23 protein-coding genes are annotated in these 22172 nt (G+C 42.3%); 14 read left to right on the top strand and 9 right to left on the bottom strand.

Translation table 11 applies throughout. From position 1 onward, the window contains the following. Nucleotides 1-38 precede the first annotated feature (38 nt). Nucleotides 39-1157, top strand: coding sequence for a methylmalonyl Co-A mutase-associated GTPase MeaB (gene meaB / locus ACK8P8_RS08790; protein ID WP_222621212.1), 1119 nt, complete (start codon nt 39-41; stop codon nt 1155-1157). A 639-nt stretch (nt 1158-1796) separates the two neighbouring features. Here meaB and ACK8P8_RS08785 read toward each other — a convergent pair. Together ACK8P8_RS08785 and ACK8P8_RS08780 are read right to left on the bottom strand one after the other, a co-directional pair. Beyond that, nucleotides 1797-2240 carry a type I restriction enzyme HsdR N-terminal domain-containing protein gene (locus ACK8P8_RS08785; RefSeq protein ID WP_369859011.1) on the bottom strand — a complete coding sequence of 148 codons (444 nt, stop codon included), beginning with the start codon at nt 2238-2240 and terminating at the stop codon, nt 1797-1799. 1 nt (nt 2241) lies between these two features. After that, complete coding sequence (locus ACK8P8_RS08780; protein WP_186978142.1) at nt 2242-3507, bottom strand: S-adenosylmethionine:tRNA ribosyltransferase-isomerase; 1266 nt, start codon at nt 3505-3507, stop codon at nt 2242-2244. Between the two features lie 79 nt (nt 3508-3586). On the opposite strand from ACK8P8_RS08780, the gene ACK8P8_RS08775 reads away from it, so the two are divergent. The 6 genes from ACK8P8_RS08775 to ACK8P8_RS08750 all read left to right on the top strand — a co-directional run bounded on the left by ACK8P8_RS08775 (nt 3587) and on the right by ACK8P8_RS08750 (nt 7595). Continuing rightward, the gene (locus ACK8P8_RS08775) at nt 3587-4357 is read left to right on the top strand and encodes an AMP nucleosidase (protein WP_099294142.1); all 771 of its coding nucleotides are present in this window, start codon (nt 3587-3589) and stop codon (nt 4355-4357) included. Between the two features lie 35 nt (nt 4358-4392). Beyond that, nucleotides 4393-4839 carry a DUF1573 domain-containing protein gene (locus ACK8P8_RS08770; protein WP_099294761.1) on the top strand — a complete coding sequence of 149 codons (447 nt, stop codon included), beginning with the start codon at nt 4393-4395 and terminating at the stop codon, nt 4837-4839. Between the two features lie 12 nt (nt 4840-4851). After that, nucleotides 4852-5175, top strand: coding sequence for a preprotein translocase subunit YajC (yajC, locus tag ACK8P8_RS08765; protein WP_099294143.1), 324 nt, complete (start codon nt 4852-4854; stop codon nt 5173-5175). 88 nt (nt 5176-5263) lie between these two features. Next, the gene (locus tag ACK8P8_RS08760; protein WP_369859013.1) at nt 5264-6253 is read left to right on the top strand and encodes a CdaR family protein; all 990 of its coding nucleotides are present in this window, start codon (nt 5264-5266) and stop codon (nt 6251-6253) included. Nucleotides 6254-6257: 4 nt separating this feature from the next. Then, nucleotides 6258-6854 carry a dephospho-CoA kinase gene (gene coaE, locus ACK8P8_RS08755; protein WP_369859014.1) on the top strand — a complete coding sequence of 199 codons (597 nt, stop codon included), beginning with the start codon at nt 6258-6260 and terminating at the stop codon, nt 6852-6854. Between the two features lie 6 nt (nt 6855-6860). Continuing rightward, on the top strand, nt 6861-7595 hold the full coding sequence (locus ACK8P8_RS08750) for a TerB family tellurite resistance protein (protein WP_369859015.1): 735 nt from the start codon (nt 6861-6863) through the stop codon (nt 7593-7595). A 39-nt stretch (nt 7596-7634) separates the two neighbouring features. Here ACK8P8_RS08750 and ACK8P8_RS08745 read toward each other — a convergent pair whose 3' ends face one another. From ACK8P8_RS08745 to ACK8P8_RS08725, 5 genes are read right to left on the bottom strand one after another with little or no spacing between them, the layout of a single operon-like run. Next, a complete protein-coding gene (locus tag ACK8P8_RS08745) occupies nt 7635-8705 on the bottom strand; it encodes a TIGR04133 family radical SAM/SPASM protein (protein WP_099294150.1) in 1071 nt (356 codons plus the stop codon). After that, nucleotides 8698-9234 carry a radical SAM-associated putative lipoprotein gene (locus tag ACK8P8_RS08740; protein WP_176555154.1) on the bottom strand — a complete coding sequence of 179 codons (537 nt, stop codon included), beginning with the start codon at nt 9232-9234 and terminating at the stop codon, nt 8698-8700. Before ACK8P8_RS08740 ends, ACK8P8_RS08745 begins: the two co-directional genes overlap by 8 nt. A 20-nt stretch (nt 9235-9254) precedes the next feature. Continuing rightward, nucleotides 9255-9758, bottom strand: a complete 504-nt coding sequence (locus ACK8P8_RS08735; protein ID WP_369859016.1) for a radical SAM-associated putative lipoprotein — start codon at nt 9756-9758, stop codon at nt 9255-9257. 10 nt (nt 9759-9768) lie between these two features. Then, nucleotides 9769-10905 carry a porin family protein gene (locus ACK8P8_RS08730; RefSeq protein ID WP_227216721.1) on the bottom strand — a complete coding sequence of 379 codons (1137 nt, stop codon included), beginning with the start codon at nt 10903-10905 and terminating at the stop codon, nt 9769-9771. A gap of 2 nt (nt 10906-10907) precedes the next feature. Then, nucleotides 10908-11429: an RNA polymerase sigma factor gene (locus tag ACK8P8_RS08725; RefSeq protein WP_099294158.1), complete on the bottom strand. Its 522-nt coding sequence runs from the start codon at nt 11427-11429 to the stop codon at nt 10908-10910. A gap of 152 nt (nt 11430-11581) precedes the next feature. Between ACK8P8_RS08725 and ACK8P8_RS08720 the strand changes: the two genes are divergently transcribed. The 6 genes from ACK8P8_RS08720 to ACK8P8_RS08695 all read left to right on the top strand — a co-directional run bounded on the left by ACK8P8_RS08720 (nt 11582) and on the right by ACK8P8_RS08695 (nt 18457). After that, the gene (locus ACK8P8_RS08720) at nt 11582-11995 is read left to right on the top strand and encodes a DUF5606 family protein (protein ID WP_186978153.1); all 414 of its coding nucleotides are present in this window, start codon (nt 11582-11584) and stop codon (nt 11993-11995) included. A 71-nt stretch (nt 11996-12066) separates the two neighbouring features. Further along, a complete protein-coding gene (locus ACK8P8_RS08715; RefSeq protein WP_369859017.1) occupies nt 12067-12774 on the top strand; it encodes a tRNA1(Val) (adenine(37)-N6)-methyltransferase in 708 nt (235 codons plus the stop codon). Nucleotides 12775-13046: 272 nt separating this feature from the next. Next, nucleotides 13047-14000 carry an ROK family protein gene (locus tag ACK8P8_RS08710; RefSeq protein WP_369859018.1) on the top strand — a complete coding sequence of 318 codons (954 nt, stop codon included), beginning with the start codon at nt 13047-13049 and terminating at the stop codon, nt 13998-14000. Between the two features lie 11 nt (nt 14001-14011). Then, complete coding sequence (locus ACK8P8_RS08705) at nt 14012-16222, top strand: GH92 family glycosyl hydrolase (RefSeq protein ID WP_369859019.1); 2211 nt, start codon at nt 14012-14014, stop codon at nt 16220-16222. Nucleotides 16223-16282: 60 nt separating this feature from the next. After that, on the top strand, nt 16283-16975 hold the full coding sequence (gene ispD / locus ACK8P8_RS08700) for a 2-C-methyl-D-erythritol 4-phosphate cytidylyltransferase (protein ID WP_292269624.1): 693 nt from the start codon (nt 16283-16285) through the stop codon (nt 16973-16975). A 54-nt stretch (nt 16976-17029) separates the two neighbouring features. Then, nucleotides 17030-18457: a capsule assembly Wzi family protein gene (locus tag ACK8P8_RS08695; RefSeq protein WP_369859020.1), complete on the top strand. Its 1428-nt coding sequence runs from the start codon at nt 17030-17032 to the stop codon at nt 18455-18457. Here ACK8P8_RS08695 and ACK8P8_RS08690 read toward each other — a convergent pair. Continuing rightward, on the bottom strand, nt 18450-19751 hold the full coding sequence (locus tag ACK8P8_RS08690; protein ID WP_255469613.1) for an O-antigen ligase family protein: 1302 nt from the start codon (nt 19749-19751) through the stop codon (nt 18450-18452). The genes ACK8P8_RS08695 and ACK8P8_RS08690 overlap by 8 nt on opposite strands. 262 nt (nt 19752-20013) lie before the next feature. On the opposite strand from ACK8P8_RS08690, the gene ACK8P8_RS08685 reads away from it, so the two are divergent. After that, nucleotides 20014-21318 carry an O-antigen ligase family protein gene (locus tag ACK8P8_RS08685; RefSeq protein ID WP_186978163.1) on the top strand — a complete coding sequence of 435 codons (1305 nt, stop codon included), beginning with the start codon at nt 20014-20016 and terminating at the stop codon, nt 21316-21318. Nucleotides 21319-21367: 49 nt separating this feature from the next. Here ACK8P8_RS08685 and ACK8P8_RS08680 read toward each other — a convergent pair whose 3' ends face one another. Beyond that, a complete protein-coding gene (locus tag ACK8P8_RS08680; RefSeq protein WP_186978165.1) occupies nt 21368-22168 on the bottom strand; it encodes a DUF5672 family protein in 801 nt (266 codons plus the stop codon). Between the last annotated feature and the right edge of the window lie 4 nt (nt 22169-22172).

Here is a 22172-nt window from a genome sequence, read left to right as displayed (position 1 = left end):
TTAACTCTATCTTTGTCAAGGATAAAATCAAAAACGATATGCAACAAGATATAGAACATCCTGAAAATGAAGCGTGCTATGAAGGATTAGCCGTCAACAAGGGAATAGAACAACCGGACCCGGTGAACCCAGCAATCGCGGAAAGATTGAAACATCTAAAGAAAAAAGTCTTATCCGTGGATGATTACCTTTCCGGTATCCAAAAAGGGGATATCAACATATTAAGCCAAGCGATCACCCTCGTGGAAAGTGCCCGCGTAGATCATCAGGCAATGGCACAAGATGTCATTAACCGCTGCCTCCCGAACACGGGCAAATCCGTGCGTATCGGCATCACGGGGGTTCCCGGTGCGGGGAAAAGTACCTTTATCGAGGCTTTCGGTAAATTCCTCACCAACGAAGGACACAAAATCGCGGTACTTGCCATCGACCCCAGCAGCGAACGTTCGAAAGGAAGTATACTAGGTGACAAAACCCGCATGGAAGAATTGGCATGCGACCCTCGTGCTTATATCCGCCCTTCCCCCTCAGCAGGGTCATTAGGCGGGGTTGCCCGCAAAACCCGAGAAGCCATGCTTCTGTGCGAGGCTGCCGGATTCGATATTATACTGATTGAAACCGTGGGAGTCGGTCAGAGCGAAACAGCCGTTCATTCCATGGTCGATTTCTTTCTGCTGGTACAAATCGCCGGGGCCGGAGATGAATTGCAAGGCATCAAAAGAGGTATCATGGAAATGGCGGACAGCATCATTATCAACAAGGCAGACGGTAACAACATCACCCGTGCCGAGTTGGCAAAAGTGCAATTACAAAACGCCCTACACTTGTTCCCTCCCCACGAATCGGGAGTGGAACCCAAGGTGATGACCTGTTCCGCTTACGAGAAAACCGGAATCAAGGAAATATGGGAAAATATACTTCAATACTGTAGCGCTACCCAGCAAAACAAGTATTTCGACACGCGACGCAGCGAACAAGCCAAATATTGGATGTACGAAACCATAGACGAGCAATTAAGAAACCGTTTCTACCAAAGCCAAAAAGAACAAATCAAACAGGCTGAAGAAAAAGTATTAAGCAATGAAGAAAGTTCTTTCGCCGCTGCCTTCCGATTACTGGACAATTATTTCAAAAACGACACGAAAGAATTAAAGTAGGATATAAAAAACATTTCCTCTTTCCACCTCCCCTCTTATGAAGAGGGGAGGTTATAATCCTACCATATATATAAGATAATCAGTTGCATCGCAGCTATATTCGAATCGTTTCTTTTATAGTTCACTGGGAGATACTTCTATCATACTCCTATCATACTTCCATGAAACTCCTATTGCAGCTGAAAAATCATGATACTTCCACGAGAATTACAAAAGATTTGATATCAACCTAAACACTTGTAGCATCATTAATAATTATTACAAAATAACTGAACACGTGGGGAACACACTAATAACAGTGTAAGAATAGTTCAAAAATCGCTTTAAACGAACGATTAATAATTATCAATTTGCCGCTTGTTGCTAAAAGATAATAATAATGTTGTAAGTACGCGAGTATTTGATTACCAATATAAAATAATAATAGGCTGTTTTGTAGGATTCTCGCAAAAATTATCTATATTTGACTGTCATTAATCGTTGGTTTAATGACATGGGGATGGCATGCAGCCTTTCTATTGAAAAACAGTAGAGTTCGCCTCCAAGTTGGTTGCAATTTCGTACAAAAAAGGACATGTTACATACTCACGGCATTTCATTTATAATGCCGTGGGCATGTTCTGTCAAAACAATAATTGTCTACACCCCGAAATCAGGAATCTCCAGAACGATCCGAAAGCCGTTTTCCCGGGCAACCTCACCGCAGAAATGCTCACAACCGTTTGTTATAGCAACGAAACGGGCTGCAATAGATAAATTATATTGAAAAGCTTGATCGAAAACGACCTGTGATAATGCCACGGAAGGAGCTTTGCACTCCACGATAAGATAGGGATTGGCTTGACGATCGTAACACACCACGTCAAAGCGGCGCTTCATCCCGCATACTTGTATTTCCTTCTCCACGGCGATCAATTGAGCGGGGTAATGCTTACACGCTACCAGAAAATGAATAAAATGTTGTCTTACCCATTCCTCCGGGGTCAGCACAACGTAACGCTTTCGGATAATATCGAATATCCAAATCTGTCCGTTCTGCTTCTTCACCTTGTAATCAAAAGAAGGAAGGTTCAAACTTTTCATTTTATTCCACGCTTTTAGTTGTCCGTACTTTCAAAAAACTGCTGTCCCCGTAACTCAGGAAACGGAAATCACGCGCTAACGCGTAGTCGTACACTTTCCGCCAATCCTCACCGATAGCCGCCGCAACGAGCAACAACAGAGTACTTTGCGGTTGGTGGAAATTAGTAAACATCGCCGAGATCACCCGATAAGTATAACCGGGCACGATAATAATCGTGGTCTTCGCTTTCAATAATTCCGTGTCGTGCTCGTCAAACCACGTCAACAACGCTCCCATGGCTTCCCGTACACTGTAAGATGCTGGTAAAGAATAGACTTCCCATTGTTCCAAAGAATTGAAATCATCGACTCCCGTCAACCGCTTTACCCCCATCCAGTAAAGGCTTTCCAGTGTCCGCACGGAAGTTGTTCCCACCGCAACAATCTTTTCCGGGTGATGGTACAAACGCGATATGACTTCCCGACGCACGGATATATGTTCCGTGTGCATATCATGCCCACCGATAGTTTCGCTTTTCACCGGGCGGAAAGTCCCGGCCCCCACGTGCAGTGTCAACTCTTCTATTGCGACTCCTTTCTCCCGCAAAGCATCCAGCACAGGGACACTAAAATGTAACCCGGCTGTAGGGGCAGCAACCGAACCCTCGTTCTTGGAATAAACCGTCTGGTAACGGATTTTATCATCCTCCCCGGAGTCCCGGTTCAAATAAGGGGGAATAGGTATACGCCCGCAACACTCCAGCACCTCGCTAAAACTAAGCGAAGCATCCCACGTGAACTCGACAATCACGTCGTTCTCTTCCCGTGATTTTAGCGTGGCAGCCAACCGGTAATCAACCCCGTTCACTTGATAATGGCAATATATCGTCCCCTCTTTCCATTTTTTCAGATTCCCGACCATGCACTTCCACTCGCATCGCCCATAAGAAGCGAAACTCTGCACGTAATCGGCAGGCGAATGGGGTTCGAGGCAAAAAACCTCGATGACGGCACCCGTCGTTTTTTGAAAAAGCACACGGGCATAAATCACTTTCGTGTTATTGAATACCAGCATCATGTCCGGTTCCAGCATCGCGGGTACATCATAAAAATGCCTTTCGCCAATCTCCCCGTCCTCGTATATCAACAATTTCGAAGCCTCGCGTCGCTCCAAGGGAAACTTGGCGATACGCCCCTCCGGAAGATCATAAGTATAATCTTCAATTCGAATTTCTTTCAAATCCTCTATGCCTGCCCGAGAATTTTCAGCCGGTATTTTCTTTGTCATTCGGTAATAAAATCTTACTTTTAAGGCAACAAAAGTAAAGATAAAAGGTAAAAACTAAAAGGCAAAAACTAAAAGTTTGATGAAAACAAAGAAAGATATTGTAGACGATTGGTTACCACGTTACACGGGACGTCCGTTAAAGGACTTCTCGAAGCACATTCTGCTCACGAATTTCGATTATTACCTTGAACTGTTCGCGGAAAAATACAACGCCCCGATCTTGGGTGAAGACAAAAATATGCCCAACGTATCGTGCGACGGGATTACCATGATCAATTTCGGCATGGGGAGTCCTAACGCCGCTACCGTGTTAGACCTGCTCACGGCTATCGAACCGGAAGCCGTTCTATTCCTCGGGAAATGCGGGGGATTAAAAACCAAACACCACGTGGGAGATTACGTTCTCCCCATCGCGGCGATCAAGGGCGAAGGTACCTCGGATGATTATCTGCCGCGGGAAATACCGTCACTTCCCGCCTTCAGCATCCAGAAAGCCTGCTCGAAAGCGATCACGAGGCACGGCAAGCAATATTACACGGGAGTTATTTACACCACGAACCGACGGGTATGGGAATTTGACGAGCACTTCAAAGAGTATCTCGTGGGAACCAGAGCTCTAGGGATAGACATGGAAACAGCCACGATCTTTACAGTGGGATTTGCCAATCGCATCCCGACGGGAGCATTACTGCTGATTTCGGACAGTCCCATGATTTCGGACGGCATAAAAACCACGGAGTCGGACAAGGCGGTCACGCAAAACTTTGTCCGGGAGCATCTCGATATAGGTATCGAAACGATGAAAAATATCCGGGATAAAAATTATTCGATGAAGCACCTCATTTTTTAAAATTATATCGTACTTTCGTTGGCAAAATGAAAAATATGCTGAAAAGAATATTTTACGTGTTTTCGGGCATCGCGCTCTTGCTCTGCTCCTGCGAGGGGAAAGTAAAAGACAAACAACAAAACGAGAGTCCGGCAAGCACACGAACCGCGGTAAACGACTCTACCGCCACGGCAAAATTTGAAATAAAAGATAAATCTTTCAATTTCGGGGATATGGCGGAAGGCGAGATCGTGACACACACGTTTCATTTCAAAAACACGGGTAAAAAAAGTCTCGTGATCCTGAACGTGGAAAGCAGTTGCGGTTGCACGATTCCGAAGTACGACAAAAAACCAATCCCCCCCGGCGGAGAAGGAAAAATTGAAGTTGAATTCAACTCTTCGGGCAGATATGGTAAACAATACAAAGTAATTAATATCTTTGCAAACGTTCCGGAAAAAGTAGTGGAACTAAAAATAATTGCAAATATAAAAACTCAATAAAAAAGTAGATTTATGAACACAATTTTTATGCTGACATTACAAGAGACAGCTACTCAGGGCGGTGGCGCAAGCATGCAATTCATTTTCCTTATTCTTATCGTGGTTGTTTTCTGGTTCTTCATGATCAGACCGCAGATGAAAAGACAAAAGGAATTGAAAAAATACCGGGATGAACTAAAGAAAGGCGACAAAATCATGACGACCGGGGGAATCTTCGGGAAAATCGTGGAGATCAACGATTTCACCGTGATCATCGAGGTTGAAAGTCAAGCCAGATTAAAAGTAAGCAAGGAAGCTGTCGTGAAAGACATGACAGACGTTCCCGCGGCTAAATAGTTTATAAAGTTCATAAGGTTCATAAAGTCTCTAAAGTAACGAGATTATGAACTTTATGAACTTGTCAATTTTATAAACGATATTCCAGATGAGCGGCATCATAGACAAGATTGTCAATTTCTTTAAATCCCATCACGATCTGCATATAAAACGCAACGTGCTCACTTATGGGGTTTGCCTTATTATTGCCACGGTTCTATGGTTTCTCAACACGCTGAATAAAGAGTACACCACGGAACTCACTTACCCGATAAGATACACGGATCTCCCCAAGGGTAAACTACTCGTTTCGGAGCCTCCCAAGAACATGACATTAGAAATCAGGGCGCACGGTTTCACGCTGTTGCGTTACAGCATCGGTACCTCTTTTTTACCCATCGCGATCAACGTGAGTTCGCTCCTTGAGCGCAAAGATATGCTGGAATACACGATCAGCACGGTTGATATTAAAGAGCGAATCAGCGCACAACTCAATTCCGATATCAAATTAATTAATATAAAACCGGAAACCATCACGTTCCAGTTCTCGCAATTCGGAAGCAAGAAAGTCCCTGTCATCCCGCGAGTCGATTACACGCTCAAAAGACAGTACATGTTGAAAAACGACATTTCCGTGACACCCGATCACGTGGATATCAGCGGACCTGCCACGATTCTTGATACCTTGAAAGGAGTGTACACCACGCCATTAAAACTAAAGGACTTATCCAAAGAGGTGACTAAAAGTGTTTCCTTCGAAGAAATTCCCGGAACACAAATCTCGGAGAGCGGGGCAAAAGTGAAAGTAGAAGTGGAGCGTTTCACTGAAGCCAAGAAAAAGGCAACGATAAAAGTGAAAAATTTACCGGATTCGCTATTGATTCGCCTGTTTCCCCAGAATATAGATTTCACGTTTGATATCGGGCTCAGCCGTTACGAATCGGTATCGGATACCAGTTTCTCGTTCTCGGTGGATTACGACCAGATTGCAAGCAACCCGGCAGCCCTCAAAATCAACGTGGACAAGCAACCCGCGCATATCAAATCTCTCGTGCTCATGCCCGAATCGGTTGAATATTTAATCGAAAAGAAAAAATAAAACCATGCTTAAAATCGGATTGACAGGGGGTATCGGTAGCGGCAAATCCACTATCGCGAAGATAATCGAAATCTTGGGATATCCCGTGTACATCAGCGACCGGAGAGCCTCTTCGCTCATGAACCGGAATCAAGATATCCGGCAAGCCTTGATACAACGTTTCGGGGAGAATATCTATTTGCCCGAGGGCGGATTGAATAAACAACAACTTGCTTCTATCATCTTCAACGACAAGCGTGCCATCACGGAAGTGAACCGCGTTGTTCATCCGGTTGTAACCCAAGATTTCCGCGACTGGTGCTCGGTACAAAAGAGCAAACTGGTATTTTTCGAATCGGCAATCCTCTTCGAATCCAAGCTTGAATCTCTTTTCGATTACATTATTTTGCTCTCAACGGATATGGAAACCCGCATCCGGCGAGTTGTCGCGAGGGACTCTACCAGCCGGGAGAAAGTGATGGAACGTATCAACAACCAAATGCCCGACAGCGAGAAATTGCCAAAATCGGATTTTGTCATTTACAACAATGACGACGATCGGATCGTAAAACAAATACACGATATCATTCAACAACTAAACAACCCGAATAAAAAACAATAATATATTATGGCAAAATACGGAAAATGGATAGGAGCGGGATTAGGATTCGCGATGGGAGGCCCCATAGGAGCGTTGTTCGGTTTCTTCATCGGATCGACATTTGATACCGCAACCGTGATCACGAATCAACAGCAATCACAAAACCCCGCGTCCGGTCCGACGGGCAGAGGTGATTTTCTTTTCAGCCTCGTCGTGCTGGCGACAGGCCTCATGAAAGCGGACGGGAAAGTGACAAAAGGCGAACTGGAATACGTCAAACGATTCTTCCGTGATAACTTCGGCGCGGAAGGCGAACGGGAAGCCGTGGCAATCATCAAGGATTTATTAAACAAGGAGATCGCTGTAGATCAAGTCGCCATGCAAATACGCGCGAACATGAATATCTACTCGCGTACACAATTACTGTATTTCCTGTTCGGGCTGGCAAAAGCAGACGGTAATGTATGCAACCGCGAAATAGCCTTACTGGATAGAATATCCGCTCTTCTGGGCATAGACACGACCACGTATCAGTCTATCAAAGCCATGTATTACGATGATTCGGATTCGGCTTATCAAGTGCTGGGCATAACACCTTCCGCCACGGATGAAGAGGTGAAAAAAGCCTATCGGCAAATGGCAAGAGAAAACCACCCGGATAAAGTAGGGTACATGGGAGAAGATATCCGAAAAGCAGCCGAGAAAAAATTTATGGCCATCAACGAGGCATACGAGAAAATCAAGAAACAACGGGGAATGTAAAACAATTGAAAATGGAGAATTGAAAGTTGAAAATGAATTTTATTCAATTCTCCTGTAATGGCACACGAGAAGCCTGCCTGCCTCGTCGTGCAGGTGCATCCCGTTTCCCTCGCAATAGCGGAACATGGAACAATCGGCACATTCTCCTTGACGAGCCCATTCCCTGTCACGGAAAGGAACAAAGCGTTCATTCCACACTTGCATGAAATCATCTCGATAAATATTACCTTGATTATAATTTGCCCGGATGCTGGGACATCCGGAAATAGAACCGTCCACTCGGACAGAAGCAACGGAGATACCCGCGTTGCAATGGTAGAAATAGTCGCGGGCTTTCATTTCATATCTTCCCAGAAAACCTTCACAAGCGAAATTCAGTTGTATTTTGCCTTCTTGACGGGTAGATACAATAAAATCCAGCAACCCGGTAAATTGCTTGTCGGATAATTGTAATTCAGGAACTTCTGCGGCTCGTCCAACCGGAAATATCGTGAATATACGCCAACGCCTCACCCCTATCCCGATAAGAAAATCACGAAAAGCAGGCAACTGCTCTATATTATTTTGATTCACGCAAGTCACGACATCCCAAATAATCTCCTCCTCCCCGGTAAGCATCCGAATCGCCTCGGTCGCCCGTTGAAAACTTAGCGGGTGACAACGGAGCCAGTTGTGAGCATCTTCAAATCCATCAAGACTGACGGTGATTGAATGCATTCCGGCTTGCAATAAAGAATCCAGACGCTGACGGGAAAGATGCAAACCATTCGTCACAATTCCCCAAGGATACTCCCGCCGATACAATTCACGTCCGCAAATCTCCAGATCTTTTCGCATCAAAGGTTCCCCGCCCGTGAATATAATAAACACACGGTGCGTATCCACGTGTGGAGTAATAGAATCTATCACCCGTAAAAAATCTTCTTTCGGCATATCCGCCTGTTCGACGCATGCACGGCAATCACTCCCGCAATGCCGACAGGCAACATTACAACGCAACGTACATTCCCAAAATAAAGTACGCAGCTCGTGCGATTCCTTCTGCTGTTGCCGCTTAGCCCTAAAAGCCTCTAATCCTAAACGTTGCCGTAAACCCGGTTTATTACTCATCTGCCTTCTCTTTCAAGGTTACGGTAATCTCTTTCACTACATTTCCCCGGTTCCACTCGTTATCATTCTTATCCCGTTGTAACTCGTCACGTGTAAAAGTTACTTTTAACGTATCCGGCTCGCAGGCAGGCACTCCCGCCAGCGGGTTCACATCGTAAAATTGTAATTCATACCGCACGGTATCCGTCGGGAAATCATAAAACCTACGCCCGAAACGCCCTTCCTCGTCGGTATACAAGGTATCACGTCTTTCTTCCGTGATTATCGGGTAGTCCGGGATAAAACTCTCCGTGGCAACCTGATAGAATTCCACCTTAGGAATAACAACCCGGACACCCGGCAATGCATGCCCGGCAGAATTCTGTACTTTACCTTTAATAGAGAAGGAAGCTGTCGGGGTTCCATACATAAGAGGTATATCCTCCGGTGAATCGGCAGAACCTCCACAACCGGAAAATCCTAATACTGCCAATAAAGAAGAGAGCAGCCCACTCCAACTTTTATCTAAATAACTTTTTAAGCGTTTCATTTTCCTTACTTTTAATATTATCATTCATCCCGTTTTTCTTCCAGCACAACGGTTATATTTTTATCGGCACGTCCGAAATACCATGAATTGCCATCATCTTCACCCTTTATCAGTTCATCCCGAGAGAAACTAACCTTTAAAGTATCTGCTTGACACGCATCACAACCTTCCCGCGGGTATATATCGTAAAATCGTAATTCAAAATCCTTCCCTCCCGGGTAATCTACACGTTCCCAAAAAAATTGTCCTCTTTGGTCTGTATATAACGTATCGCCATACTCCTTTTTCACGGGCACACCTTCCACTGTATCACGAACCTCATACAAAGGTATTACAATTTGAACTCTAGGCAAGCCCTGTTTAGCACTATTTTCAACTTTTCCCTTAATAACAAAAGTGGCATGAGGAGAACCATACATAGATGCTTCATATTCTTCTTCACAAGCCGTAAATCCAAATACAATCCACAAAGAGGAAAGCAACCATTTCCAAGCACCTGTCATATAACTTTTTAATCGTTTCATATTCTCGTGTTTAAAAGTTTAACCGCAACCCCAGTTGTCCCGTAAAATTGAATGCATTCTCGGAACGAACGGTTTCAATTGTTCCCCTGTAATTAAAATAGTAACACATTCCACCCTCCGCGTAGATCGAAACAAAACGGATTAGCGGATAAGCAATTCCCACGCGTGTATATGTTGTCCACAATATTCCCGGCACACGTATATCTTCATGTCCATACGAGTTTTTAAGTCGCCCCGCGACATTTACCTCTGCCAATACTCCGGCATTGAAATAACAATATGGACGTAACCAATTCGTGAGTCTATAATTTACCGAAACAGGTATCCCGATAAAATGCAGCGATTGTTTTTGAACAACCCGACTACTTGATTCATGTTTCCATTTTGAACGTAAATACGTGTATGTCAATCCGGTTTGAAAACTCCAACGTTCATTTAACGGATAAGACACAGAAAGACCTATGGATACAGGCATTAAATGTTTTACCCGAGTCGACTTTTCCGGTTCATAACGGGGTGTCGATGTTGCCCTGGACAATGGCTGTCTATCGTTATCTTCAGGATCCGTATTGTTTCCCAAATCTTGCGACGGAGCCATATTATCTACATTATTCAAAGAAACGCCTGCCAATCCTAAATTGCCGCTTCCCACTCCAATTCGCCACTTACGTGCCTTCTTCTTTATCGAAGGAGTAACATCACAATCGGCTAATATCATCGCGGATTCGCCCTCGTGTTGCAAAGCCACCAAGTTTCTATTTATCGGACTACACGCTTGTACAAATTCCCGCGATACACTATTTTCCTTGCAAGACACCGGCTTCAATTCCCTTATTCCAGCAGCCTCCGCGACTAATACAATCTTCTTCTCGCTCGTGATTAACGGTACGGGACTCATTTTCTCGTTTTGTAACACGGTAACGGGAGAAAAATTATCTTCACCCTCGTGCCACAAATATAAAATGCTCCCGCTAACCACAAGCAATAAAACCGCCGCCACGGCAACCACCCGGTACACCCGCTTATGGACAAAACGACGACGTGGAAGACGGGCGGCAATCCCTTCCCAAGCGGCTTCCGTCGGGTTATACTTCAAATCGTATAACCGCTCCCGGAAAATATCGTCAAATCGCTCTCTTTTATCCATAATCAATACATCTTTCTGATCATTTCCTGTAAACACTGTCGGGCTCTGGCATATTGTGACCGGGAAGTACCTTCCGTGATATGAAGCATCTCCCCGATTTCCTTATGCGAGAATCCTTCGATTGCAAATAAATTAAACACCGTACGGTAGCCCTCGGGCAATAACCGGATCATTTGCAACATCTCCATTTCCGTCAACGTCTCTAATACCGAAGGTATCGTATCCTCCACATCAATCTCCCCTTCTACTACTCTGGAAAAAATCCTCTCCTTACGAATCCTCTCCAATGCGCAATTGATAAATATTTTCCGCATCCACCCCTCGAAACTACCAACCGCCATATATTCATTCAATCGCGTGAAAACCTTCACGAAGCCATCCTGCAATAAATCTCCTGCCGCATCTCGATTCCCGGCATAACGGATACACACGCCCATCATTCTGGGAGCGAAATATTCATACAGAGACTTTTGTGCTTTCGGATTACCTTTCCGGCATTCCTCTATCACCCACGCTTCGTCCATTAGTCACGTTTATTATCCTTTTTCACAGGCAAGATGCACTTTTTTATTCAAACGTTGCACGAGAGTGAGAAAAAAATAAACAATTCATTGTTTTTAGTTTTAAACATTGATTCGTATTTTTGTCCCTCATTTAAACACAAAAAGAAAGCAATATGTTGAAAGAAATTTTATCCATCTCAGGAAAACCGGGATTATACAAATTAATTAGCAATACATCGAATGCTTTAATCGTAGAATCATTACTTGACGGAAAACGCTTTCCTGCTTATTCTAACGCGAAAATTATTTCTCTTGAAGATATTTCCATATACACGGAAGATGAAGACATGCCTTTAAAAGAAGTATTCAAACGAATCTACAAAAAAGAAGAAGGCAAGCCGACAATCAATCACAAGGAAGCCTCCAATGTTATCACGAATTACATTGAATCCGTCGTTCCGGAATATGATGCAGACCGGGTTTACGTGTCAGACATGCGCAAAATGATTCAATGGTACAACTTACTATTGGAGAAAAACATGCTAAACCTCGAAGAAGAAGAGGAGAAGAAAGAAGAAGAAAAATAGTTTATAAAGTTTATAAGGTTCATAAAGTTTATGAACCTTATAAACTTTAAGCCTTGCAAAGGCAACTAATTATGGCAAACGATTACTTCCAATTTAAACAGTTCACGCTCCGTCAAGACAGATGCGCGATGAAAGTCGGCACAGACGGTGTTCTTTTAGGAGCGTGGGCAGATTTAACCGACACGCACCGTTTGCTGGACATCGGGACCGGGACAGGACTTATAGCTATCATGGCAGCCCAACGAAACCCGGAATTACAAATAGACGCCATAGAAATCGATCCTGCCGCCTGCAAGCAAGCAAAAGAAAACGTGCAAGATTGCCCGTGGAAAGAGAAAATTCAAGTTTTCCAAGGACGGGTACAAGATTTCAAACAGGATTACCTGTATGATATCATCACGTGCAACCCGCCATTCTTTATCAACTCCACCCAAAACCCGGAACGAAGTAAAACAATGGCACGCCATTGCTCGACCCTCTCGCACGAGGACATATTAAATGTTTCCGAAAAACTACTATCCCCGGAAGGAAAAATTTGTATCATCTTACCGATTCCCGAAGCGGAGCATTTTATAACACTAGCGCAATCGCACAAATGGTTTATTAACAAATTTACAACAATTTGCCCAACCCCGAACAAGCCCCCGAAGCGTAAGCTCATGGAAATTTCCAAGCGACAAAAAGATATTGTAAATGAAACAATTACACTAGAAACTGAACGTCACGTTTATCACGAGAGTTACGCTCGATTAACAAAAGATTTCTATTTGAAACTCTAAATTTGATCGTGTTTTTATTGCATTTCGTTTATTAGATTTAAATCTATATACACAAAAGATTAACGAACTATTAACTATTAAATCATAGAATACCCCCTATCTTTGTAATGTAGAAAACAGATAGAAGACACAGTTTTTTTTCATAAGTTTGTATGTTTAGGTTAGTAGTTAGTAATTAAATAAGAGATCGCCCCATCGGTCTCTTATTTTTTTATTACCTTTAACCGCGTTAAAAATGCAAATCATGTTGTTGTCAAATTTATATATTATTTATGCAAACTACTGTCTCTTTAGGTATTGACATTGGCGGTACCAACATCGCTTTCGGAATCATTGATAAAAATGGGAATTGTCTGGCAGACGGATCTTTATCCACCACGGCATACAATACTCCACAAGATTTCGTTCTGGACTTACATAAAGTGGTAAAAAAAGAACTCTCCAAACTGGACGTTAAACTGGTCGGTATCGGTGTCGGTGCCCCGAATGGTAATTATTTCAACGGTACGATCGAGAACGCAGCCAATCTATCATGGAAAGGCACGATTCCCATGGTTGAATTGCTTGTAAGACAATTCAACGTACCCTCCTTTATCACGAATGACGCGAAAGCCGCAGCTATCGGGGAAATGGTGTACGGTGGGGCGAAAGGCATGAAAGATTTCGTGATTATCACGCTGGGAACCGGACTGGGTAGTGGAATCGTGGTGAACGGAAAACTCGTTTACGGGCACGACGGTCTGGCCGGTGAAGTAGGACATACGCTCGTGTGCGGCGGTGACAGGTACTGTAATTGCGGTCGTCGGGGATGTTTGGAAACCTACGCGTCCGCTACCGGAATCAAACGCACAGCTTGCGAGTTGCTCGCTCTTGAAAATACCCCCAGCACACTCCGGGATATTCCTTACACGGAAATCACGGCAAAGAAAGTATACGATGCCGCTCAAAAAGGAGATCCCATCGCTCTTGAAGCTTTCAAAATCACCGGGGAACAATTGGGCAAAGCATTGGCAAATCTGGTTGCCATAATCAGCCCGGAAGCCATATTCCTGCAAGGCGGCGTGGCAAACGCCGGTGAATGGTTGTTCAAGACCACGCAGGAACAAATGGAAGCCAATATGTTGTATGTATTCAAGCAAAAAGTAAAAATACTTCGATCGTCACTACCCACGAATGCCGCCATTTACGGGGCATCCGCGCTTGTATGGAATGAATTAAACGCCTAGAAACGAATATCATGAAAACACGACTCCTTCTACTCCTGCTTTGTTTTACCGGGTTCTTTACATCCTGTCGAAAAGAAAAAGAAACACGAGTAACGGACTACGTTGATCCATTTATCGGGACTGCCGGACAAGGACATTGCTTCCCCGGTGCGGCAGTACCTTTCGGGGGGATTCAACTGAGCCCGGATAATCCGCGCAGCGGTTGGGAGTGGTGTTCCGGCTATCATTACAGTGATAGCATCATATCCTCGTTCTCACATTCACATTTAAGCGGAACCGGTATCGGCGATTTGCAGGATATCCGACTTCTACCCGTCACAAGACGCCCGCAACCGGGAGAAAAAGCCATCGACTTCATCACTTCCGGGTACGCCAAATACTCTCATGCCAACGAGACAGCCGAACCCGGATATTATAGCGTAACTTTCGACAACGGTATAAAAACCGAATTATCGGTCACCAACCGTTGTGGAATGCACGCCTATCAATACCCGTCTAATGCTGTCCACGGGCTGACACTGGATTTAACCACGGCAAGAAATTGGGATCGCACGGTAATGACCTCTATCAAGAAAATCAATAACCGCACGATACAAGGCTATCGAAAATCCACCGGTTGGGCACGGGAACACAATGTCTATTTTTTCATGGAATTCTCGCAGGATGTTGACATCTGGGCGGGTGTTGACACGTTGCAATTATTGAGAAACGGACAAAAAATCGTTTCCGATAAAGGATATGCATGGATTGATTTCGGTACGGTAACCAACAAAATATTGGTCAAAGTCAGCATTTCATCTGCAAACTGCGAGGGAGCCGCGGCAAACCTTGATCAAGAACTCCCGCACTGGAGCTTTGATAAAGTGCGCAGAGAAGCCAAACAACAATGGAAACGGGCTTTATCGCGTATCAAAGTCGAGGGCGGCACAAAAGAGGAAACGCGCACATTCTACACGGCTCTCTATCACACGTACCTTGCCCCTTATTTGTTCTCTGATGCACACGGGAATTATAAAGGACCGGACGGAGAAATTCATAGCGTGGGGAAAGAAAATCAATACACGGTATTCTCCTTGTGGGATACATTCCGGGCATCACACCCTCTCTTTACCATTACTCAAAAAGATCGGGTGAATGATATGATCAACTCTTTCATCCGGCATTACGAGATTCACGGGTTGTTACCTAACTGGGAACTAATGGGTAACGAGAGCCACTGCATGATAGGCAATCACGCCATTCCGGTTATCACGGAAGCCTATTTAAAAGGAATCCGGGGGTATGACGTGGAAAAAGCATACGAGGCGATGAAAGAAACATCCCTTTCCAAAGGACACGGACTGGGACTTTTCCGGGAATACAATTATATCCCGTGTGATCTGGAAAAAGAATCAGTATCCAAAACCCTTGAATTTGCTTATGACGACTGGTGTATCGCGCAAATGGCAAAAGCCTTGGGGAAAGAAAACGATTATCTCTTTTTCATGGAATCATCTAAAAATTACAAGAACCTCTTCGATCCTTCAACCGGATTGATGCGGGGCAAATTAGCGGACGGCAGTTGGAGAACTCCTTTCTCCCCTTTCTCGTCCACGCATCGCAACGACGATTACACGGAAGGAAATGCTTGGCAATACTCGTGGTTTGTTCCCCATGATATCGACGGCTTTATCTCTTTACACGGCGGCAAAGAAGCTTTCGCCCGAAAATTAGACAGCTTGTTCACCCTGCCTTCCGTCATCGAGGGCAGCAACGCTTCTCCCGACATCAGCGGATTAATCGGACAATACGCCCAAGGAAATGAACCTTCTCACCACGTGGCTTATTTGTTCAATTACACGGACAAACCATACAAGACTCAATACTATATAGACAAAATTCGCCGGGAACTTTACACGGATCGTCCCGACGGTCTGTGCGGTAACGAGGATTGTGGTCAAATGTCCGCGTGGTATGTATTCTCTGCCCTAGGATTCTATCCGGTCAATCCTTGTGACACCAAATACCAGTTAGGGACGCCCTTATTCAAGAAAGTAATTATCAAACTCGGGCAAGATCGCCGTTTCGTGATAAAAGCCAATAGGGAAAACGATCAATACATTTACGTGAAAAGAGTTTCATTGAACGGAGACCCCTTGGATCGCACATGGATTACGTATGATGAAATCATAAACGGCGGCGAACTGGAATTCGAATTAACGGATTCTATAATTGCCGATTAAATCTACCTTTGTCAAACCTCTTAAAGATTGAGAAACTCTCATTTTCAATTTTCAATTATAATGAAGAGCATTGGAGTAATTCTGGCCGGTGGTTCCGGTCGACGATTAGGCAGCGAACTCCCGAAGCAATTTATCACCATTGCAGGGAAAACAGTATTGGCTCATACACTCGGAGTATTCGAGCAAAACGAACTTATTGACGAAATCATTATTGTTGTCCATAAAGATTACTTGAATGAAACTCAAGAGATTGTTACCAAGGAAAGATTTGGCAAAGTAAGAATGATTATCCCGGGTGGCAAAGAACGTTACCATTCCACTTTAGCCGCCTTAAACGCCTATCAAGACACGAATTGCAAATTCATCATTCACGATGCCGTGCGATTATTAGTCACCCAACAAATGATCAGTGACACGATTGAGGCTCTCGACAATTGTGAAGCCTGCACGACAGCCATTCCTGCCACTGATACCATTTTGCAAAGTGATGCCACGAAACAATTCGTGAACGCCATCCCCGATCGTTCTACCCTATTTCAAGTACAAACGCCACAAGGCTTCCTAGCAAACACGTTACGAGAAGCTTATAATAAGGCACTTACAGATCCCTGTTTTTTCAGCACGGACGATTGTGGTGTCGTGAAACGCTATTTACCGGAGATCTCTATCAAAATTATCCAAGGCTCACCTTCTAATGTTAAATTAACCTATAAAGAAGATATTTCTTTGATCGAACGACGCCTTTTAGGCTAGAAAGAGATACATTTGTCGCTGAAGATTAATAATAGACGTGCATAAATCGGCGACATGAGGATTTTTTTGGTATGTATCCTTGTAACCCTGTTTTCTTTTTCAGGCCAAGGACAAAAACGAGATGTAGTTTATAACGCATCTTTATCGGGATTCGCTTCCACACAGAAGACATTACCCTTTTGGGCTGTCAGCAATCGGCATGGACTTATGCCTAACGGGAACGGAACCTTATTGGAACTAGGGTTCTATTCCGATTTCACGAACAAACACAAGATTCAATTCGCCTATGGCGTATCCGCGGGGGGATATCTCTCCAGTCCGGGAAATAAAATTATTTTAGACCAACTTTTTGTAAGTGCCCGCTGGCGTAAACTTCGGCTCGATCTGGGCATGATTCAACCGGAAGAAGAATATAACGGTGTTTCTTCTACCAACGGGGATTTTGTCCGTTCCGGAAATTCCCGAACTTTCCCGGGTTATAACCTTAGAAGTGATTTTATAGATATTCCCGGCACAAAAGGAATCATCGCTTTCCAATTTAATTGGGCTGATTATATGATGACTGACAATAGTTACGTGAAAGATATTCGCTTGCACAACAAATCTCTTTACGTGAAAATCACCCCTCATCGCCGTTGGGAAATCATTGCCGGATTGGAACATTGGGCACAATGGGCAGGCAAACATCCCACTCTAGGAAAACAACCCGGCTCTTTCAGTGATTACGGCCGCATCATTTTTGCCGATGGCGGCGGTGCGGGAGCCACAACCAGCGATTCTATCAATGCCTTGGGAAATCATTTGGGACGGGAACATCTAAGAATTAATTATCTTGCCGATAATTACATATTATCATTTTACCACGATATCCCTTTCGAAGATGGCTCGGGGACAGATTTTCGCTCCTTCCCGGACGGAACTTATTGTTTCTATTACGGTTCAAAAAATCCGCAACAATGGATATCCGACGTCATATATGAATTCTATTATACCAAATATCAATCCGGCTCTCGCCATGACAGACCTGCAACACCGGAAGAAATAGCGAAACAAGACCCGAACAGTCATTTCTACGGGAGGAAAGTACTCGGAGGATGTGATAACTATTTTAATAACGGTGAATACGCCAACGGATGGACTCTATACGGACAAGTTATCGGCAGCCCGTTCATGACACCCGGTTTAAGCGATAACCTTACTAGAATCATCAATAACCGTATCATTGGACACCACGTCGGGATAAAAGGTATGGCATGGCAAACAACTCCTTACAAATTATTACTCTCGTATTCAAAAAACTACGGGACATACGGAAACAAATTCAATAAAGATCAGTTCTCCGGTGCATTGGAAGTGACTCTTCCTTTCCGCAAATTACCGTTTACAATAGAAACAGGCTTATACAGTGACTTAGGCAAACTTTTCAAAAACAATTTCGGCTTCACGATCAAACTCAGCCGCAAAGGAAAGCTTATCAAATAGAAGGCTTTTCTTCTTGGGGAATATCGTTTTCCAATTGGGAGAACATATCCCCGTAGAAATAAAACATGGCAAGAAATATCAACATCAATGCCCGTGAATTTGCCCACGATAAAGTGACACACGAATTACTGACAACAAGAAAGACCAATAATACAGACAGGATTAAGAATGAAAACCTCTTTCTTTTAATCATTCGATAAAGTGGTGCAAAAAACAAAAAGATCATGACAGCTAAACCTACCAATCCTGCCGTAATCCAATATTGAAGGAAAGTATTATTCACATTATTAAAAACCGCAATATTCAAATCCGAAGCTTCATACCATGCCTTTATTCGGTGTTTTGTAGTTACACCTAATCCCCACAAGGCAAACTCATCCCAGTGCCTGAAACTCTCCTTTATAAACGCAAGCCGCGGAGCAACTGTTCCACCTACAAACTTCCCTTCACGTACATTTTGCACCTCAATTCCCACTTCATGTATCCGTTCTTCATATTTATTTAAATCCATCAATAAAGTTAAGCTCAACACGAAAACCAAAGCACCGCCAACAAACAAAAATTGTCGCTTGAAAGAAAGTTTTCGGAACAAATAAAAATTCATCACGATAAAACCTAACAAGAAACCCAATATAGCAGATTTAGTGACGGTAAAGGACAAAAACACCACAAGCACCCCAAACATACACAACAAAAGTCCTCTCTTTTTCCACGCTTTTTCTATTATTAGTAAGAAATAAACAACCAATGCAGAAACAGCTAAAAGCATCGCTTGAACTTCTAACCAATATTTACTCCCTAATACATATCTATTTTCTCCGAAACGATTGTTATACAAATATTCCAAGGCCTCACCCGGAGATGTAAATAGTTTGTTTCCAACCACAAGAAATAATATATATATATTTAGCAACAAGCACCCCGAACAGAAATACAAAAGGAATTTTTTAATCAAGCCGGGAGTAATCCATTCTCGCCACGTCGCAACCCACACCGGAATTAACACGAAATTAAGTATTAAAGCCTCAAACGTCCCATAACTAGGCTCCGCTATCGGATTTCCTTTCAATAATACAGCCACGGTGTGTACTATAAAATAAAGCAAAAATACAACATTCACCCCGATATACAATCGTTCCGCCAGTAAACTCTCCCACACTTTGCTTTTCCGCTTCCATAACATGAATATAACCAATATCAACAATAGGAAGTTGAAAACATTACCATACAAGGGTATAATACTTCCCAACAGGAAAGCAACAGAAAGAAAAAAATATTTCTGAAACTTCACCATCCAACTCATATTATACATTCGGCATACAAATATACAAGATATATTCTCTTTATAATATCGGGACGATAAAAAATTGGGAATATATCAACTTCTCCAAGTCAAAATAGTCAGATTCATTTCAAATAAGATCAACAGATTTGATAAATTACATCAAGAAAATATCTATAAAGCCACAACTATTCATTACCTTTGATGTCCCAGAACATATAATATGTTCTAAACCGTAGAATTTAAAATTCAATTTATTGGTATCCCCTTGGTCATGGAAAAGATACAAAAAATATGCTTTTTATCTATAGGACTCTTATTAGGAAGTCTTGCCCCATTGTATGGAAAAACATTCAATTACTTCCTACTTTCAGTTATTCTTTTTTGTGCAATTACGAACTGGAATATGTTTATACAAAATGTAAAAGAAGGAAAAGGGTATATTTTGATATTTGTAATTTATTTTTTATACATATCCTTGCAAACTTTATTCATGGAATGGAGGAGTGAAATTACAGACAAACCTTATTATGGAGTATTTGAAGATATTCTACTGAACTTCATTTTAGTTCCCGTCTATATAACTACTTTAAGGAAATGGTTAACTCCTCGTTTACTAGAGCTTTTCCTCTTATTTTTTTGTATCGGATGTTTATTAATGAACATTTATATTACCTATGACCTTCTTCAAGCAAGAGCACTTACAAACCCACGAACAGCAATAGAATTCTTGTACTCAAGTCGTTTTGGTGATAATAAATGGTCTTTCTTAGGTGGTAACTTATTCTTGGAGCCACAAACGCTATATATTGCTTTGACTGCATTAATTTCATATTTCATGATTTTCATTAAGCAACACCGTGGTATGAAAATTTTGTACGGAATAATGTTTCTTTTCCTCGTGATTTTCCTATCATTTACAGTAACGAAAGCCGGAATATTAGCTTTTTTCATAGGATTTATGATAGCGAATTTATATATCTTCAAACAAAGTTCATTACGCACACATCTCGCAATATTGGTAGGTTTATTACTGTTCATTGGAGGATTACTAGTATTTAACTCTTCAAACGAGAAATACGGAGAACGTACGGAAGAAATCATAAGAGAAGTCGAAAATGTCAAAAAAGGTATATATACTGGAGGGACAATAGCTCCTCGCATTGGTTTTATTCGAGAAAGTTTTATACATGCCGACGAATTTGCTATTTGGGGATTAGGCATATATGCAAAAAATCGTGTAAAAGATTGGTTAGTGAATTCTGATGCCGGACTTGATGTGTTTACAAATGTACACAACTCGTTTATACATTACTGGATACAAGGCGGAATCATCGGCCTCGGAATAATAATATTTCTTTTTGCAGTCCCATTTTATCGCATGTGGAAAAATAAAAGATTTTCATGCCTAATCATTTCGCTTACCACAATAATCTTTATCATGAACAATACATCTATCTTGTTAGCTTTAAACAACACGAGACTAATGATATTATTCATGTTAAGTTTATTCTATTTCTATAGTGATATTTTTGTCCAAATGGAAAAAACAATTATCACGAAATCAACGCAATCTTAAATATTTATTAGAAACAACAATTTACCATCAAGTAACAGATGTTTGTCATTCACAGTTCAATATATTTATTCCAAAAATCCAACTCTTTATTCCAGCGATGGCAACCGAACGGAAGTCTCTTGCCATTTTTACAATAAGCTATTTCCGGAAATAAATCAAATGAAAAAAACAAAGCTTCTTGCCAAGTCGGAACAAGAAATTTTTTATCCTTCGTAGCTTCCAAGCCCCAAAATACATCTTCGTTAAATTGACTACTTTTAGAAACATGCTTAAGATAATTCCGAATAACCTCTTGTTTCTCTATTGCTATTTTATAAAAAACTTCGGTCTTGCGCAAAGAAAAACCTCCATTGCCAACCCGATAAAAACATTGCTGTCGGTGTTTTATTTTTAAGAGTGAGTAAATTAAACCTCTTGTTCTCAAGAATAATTTCATAAATCCCCGTTCATACTTCAACTTGCACAACCAAGGCGCACCAATGTAATCATAATCGAGCTTACACCAATAATTCAGTTCATCTCTAAAAACAAAAGCATCCAGCTGATATATCAATATATACTTTGTATCAATAAATTGTTTATAAAATTCGGGAGTCAACATCAAACGATTATATCCGGCAATATCTGAAAAATAATGATCATCAAAATCTTGGACATGGAATTGATTTTCAAACTTATCAAGAATTGGTTCTATATCAAGACCGAACGGTTTAATGATAACCTTGGGATAATCTTTAAGAACTTGTACAAGTTGCCCTAGAGATATCATTTCATAATGATTCAAATCTATTTTATAAATCGGAATGATAATCTTTACCAAATCCTGTAAAATATGCTCTTTATTTTGCATCTCG

This window comes from Butyricimonas muris, assembly GCF_046365375.1.
Lineage (GTDB): Bacteria > Bacteroidota > Bacteroidia > Bacteroidales > Marinifilaceae > Butyricimonas > Butyricimonas muris.
The sequence above is the reverse complement of the archived record's forward strand: the minus strand, read 5'-3'. Positions and strand labels throughout refer to the sequence as shown.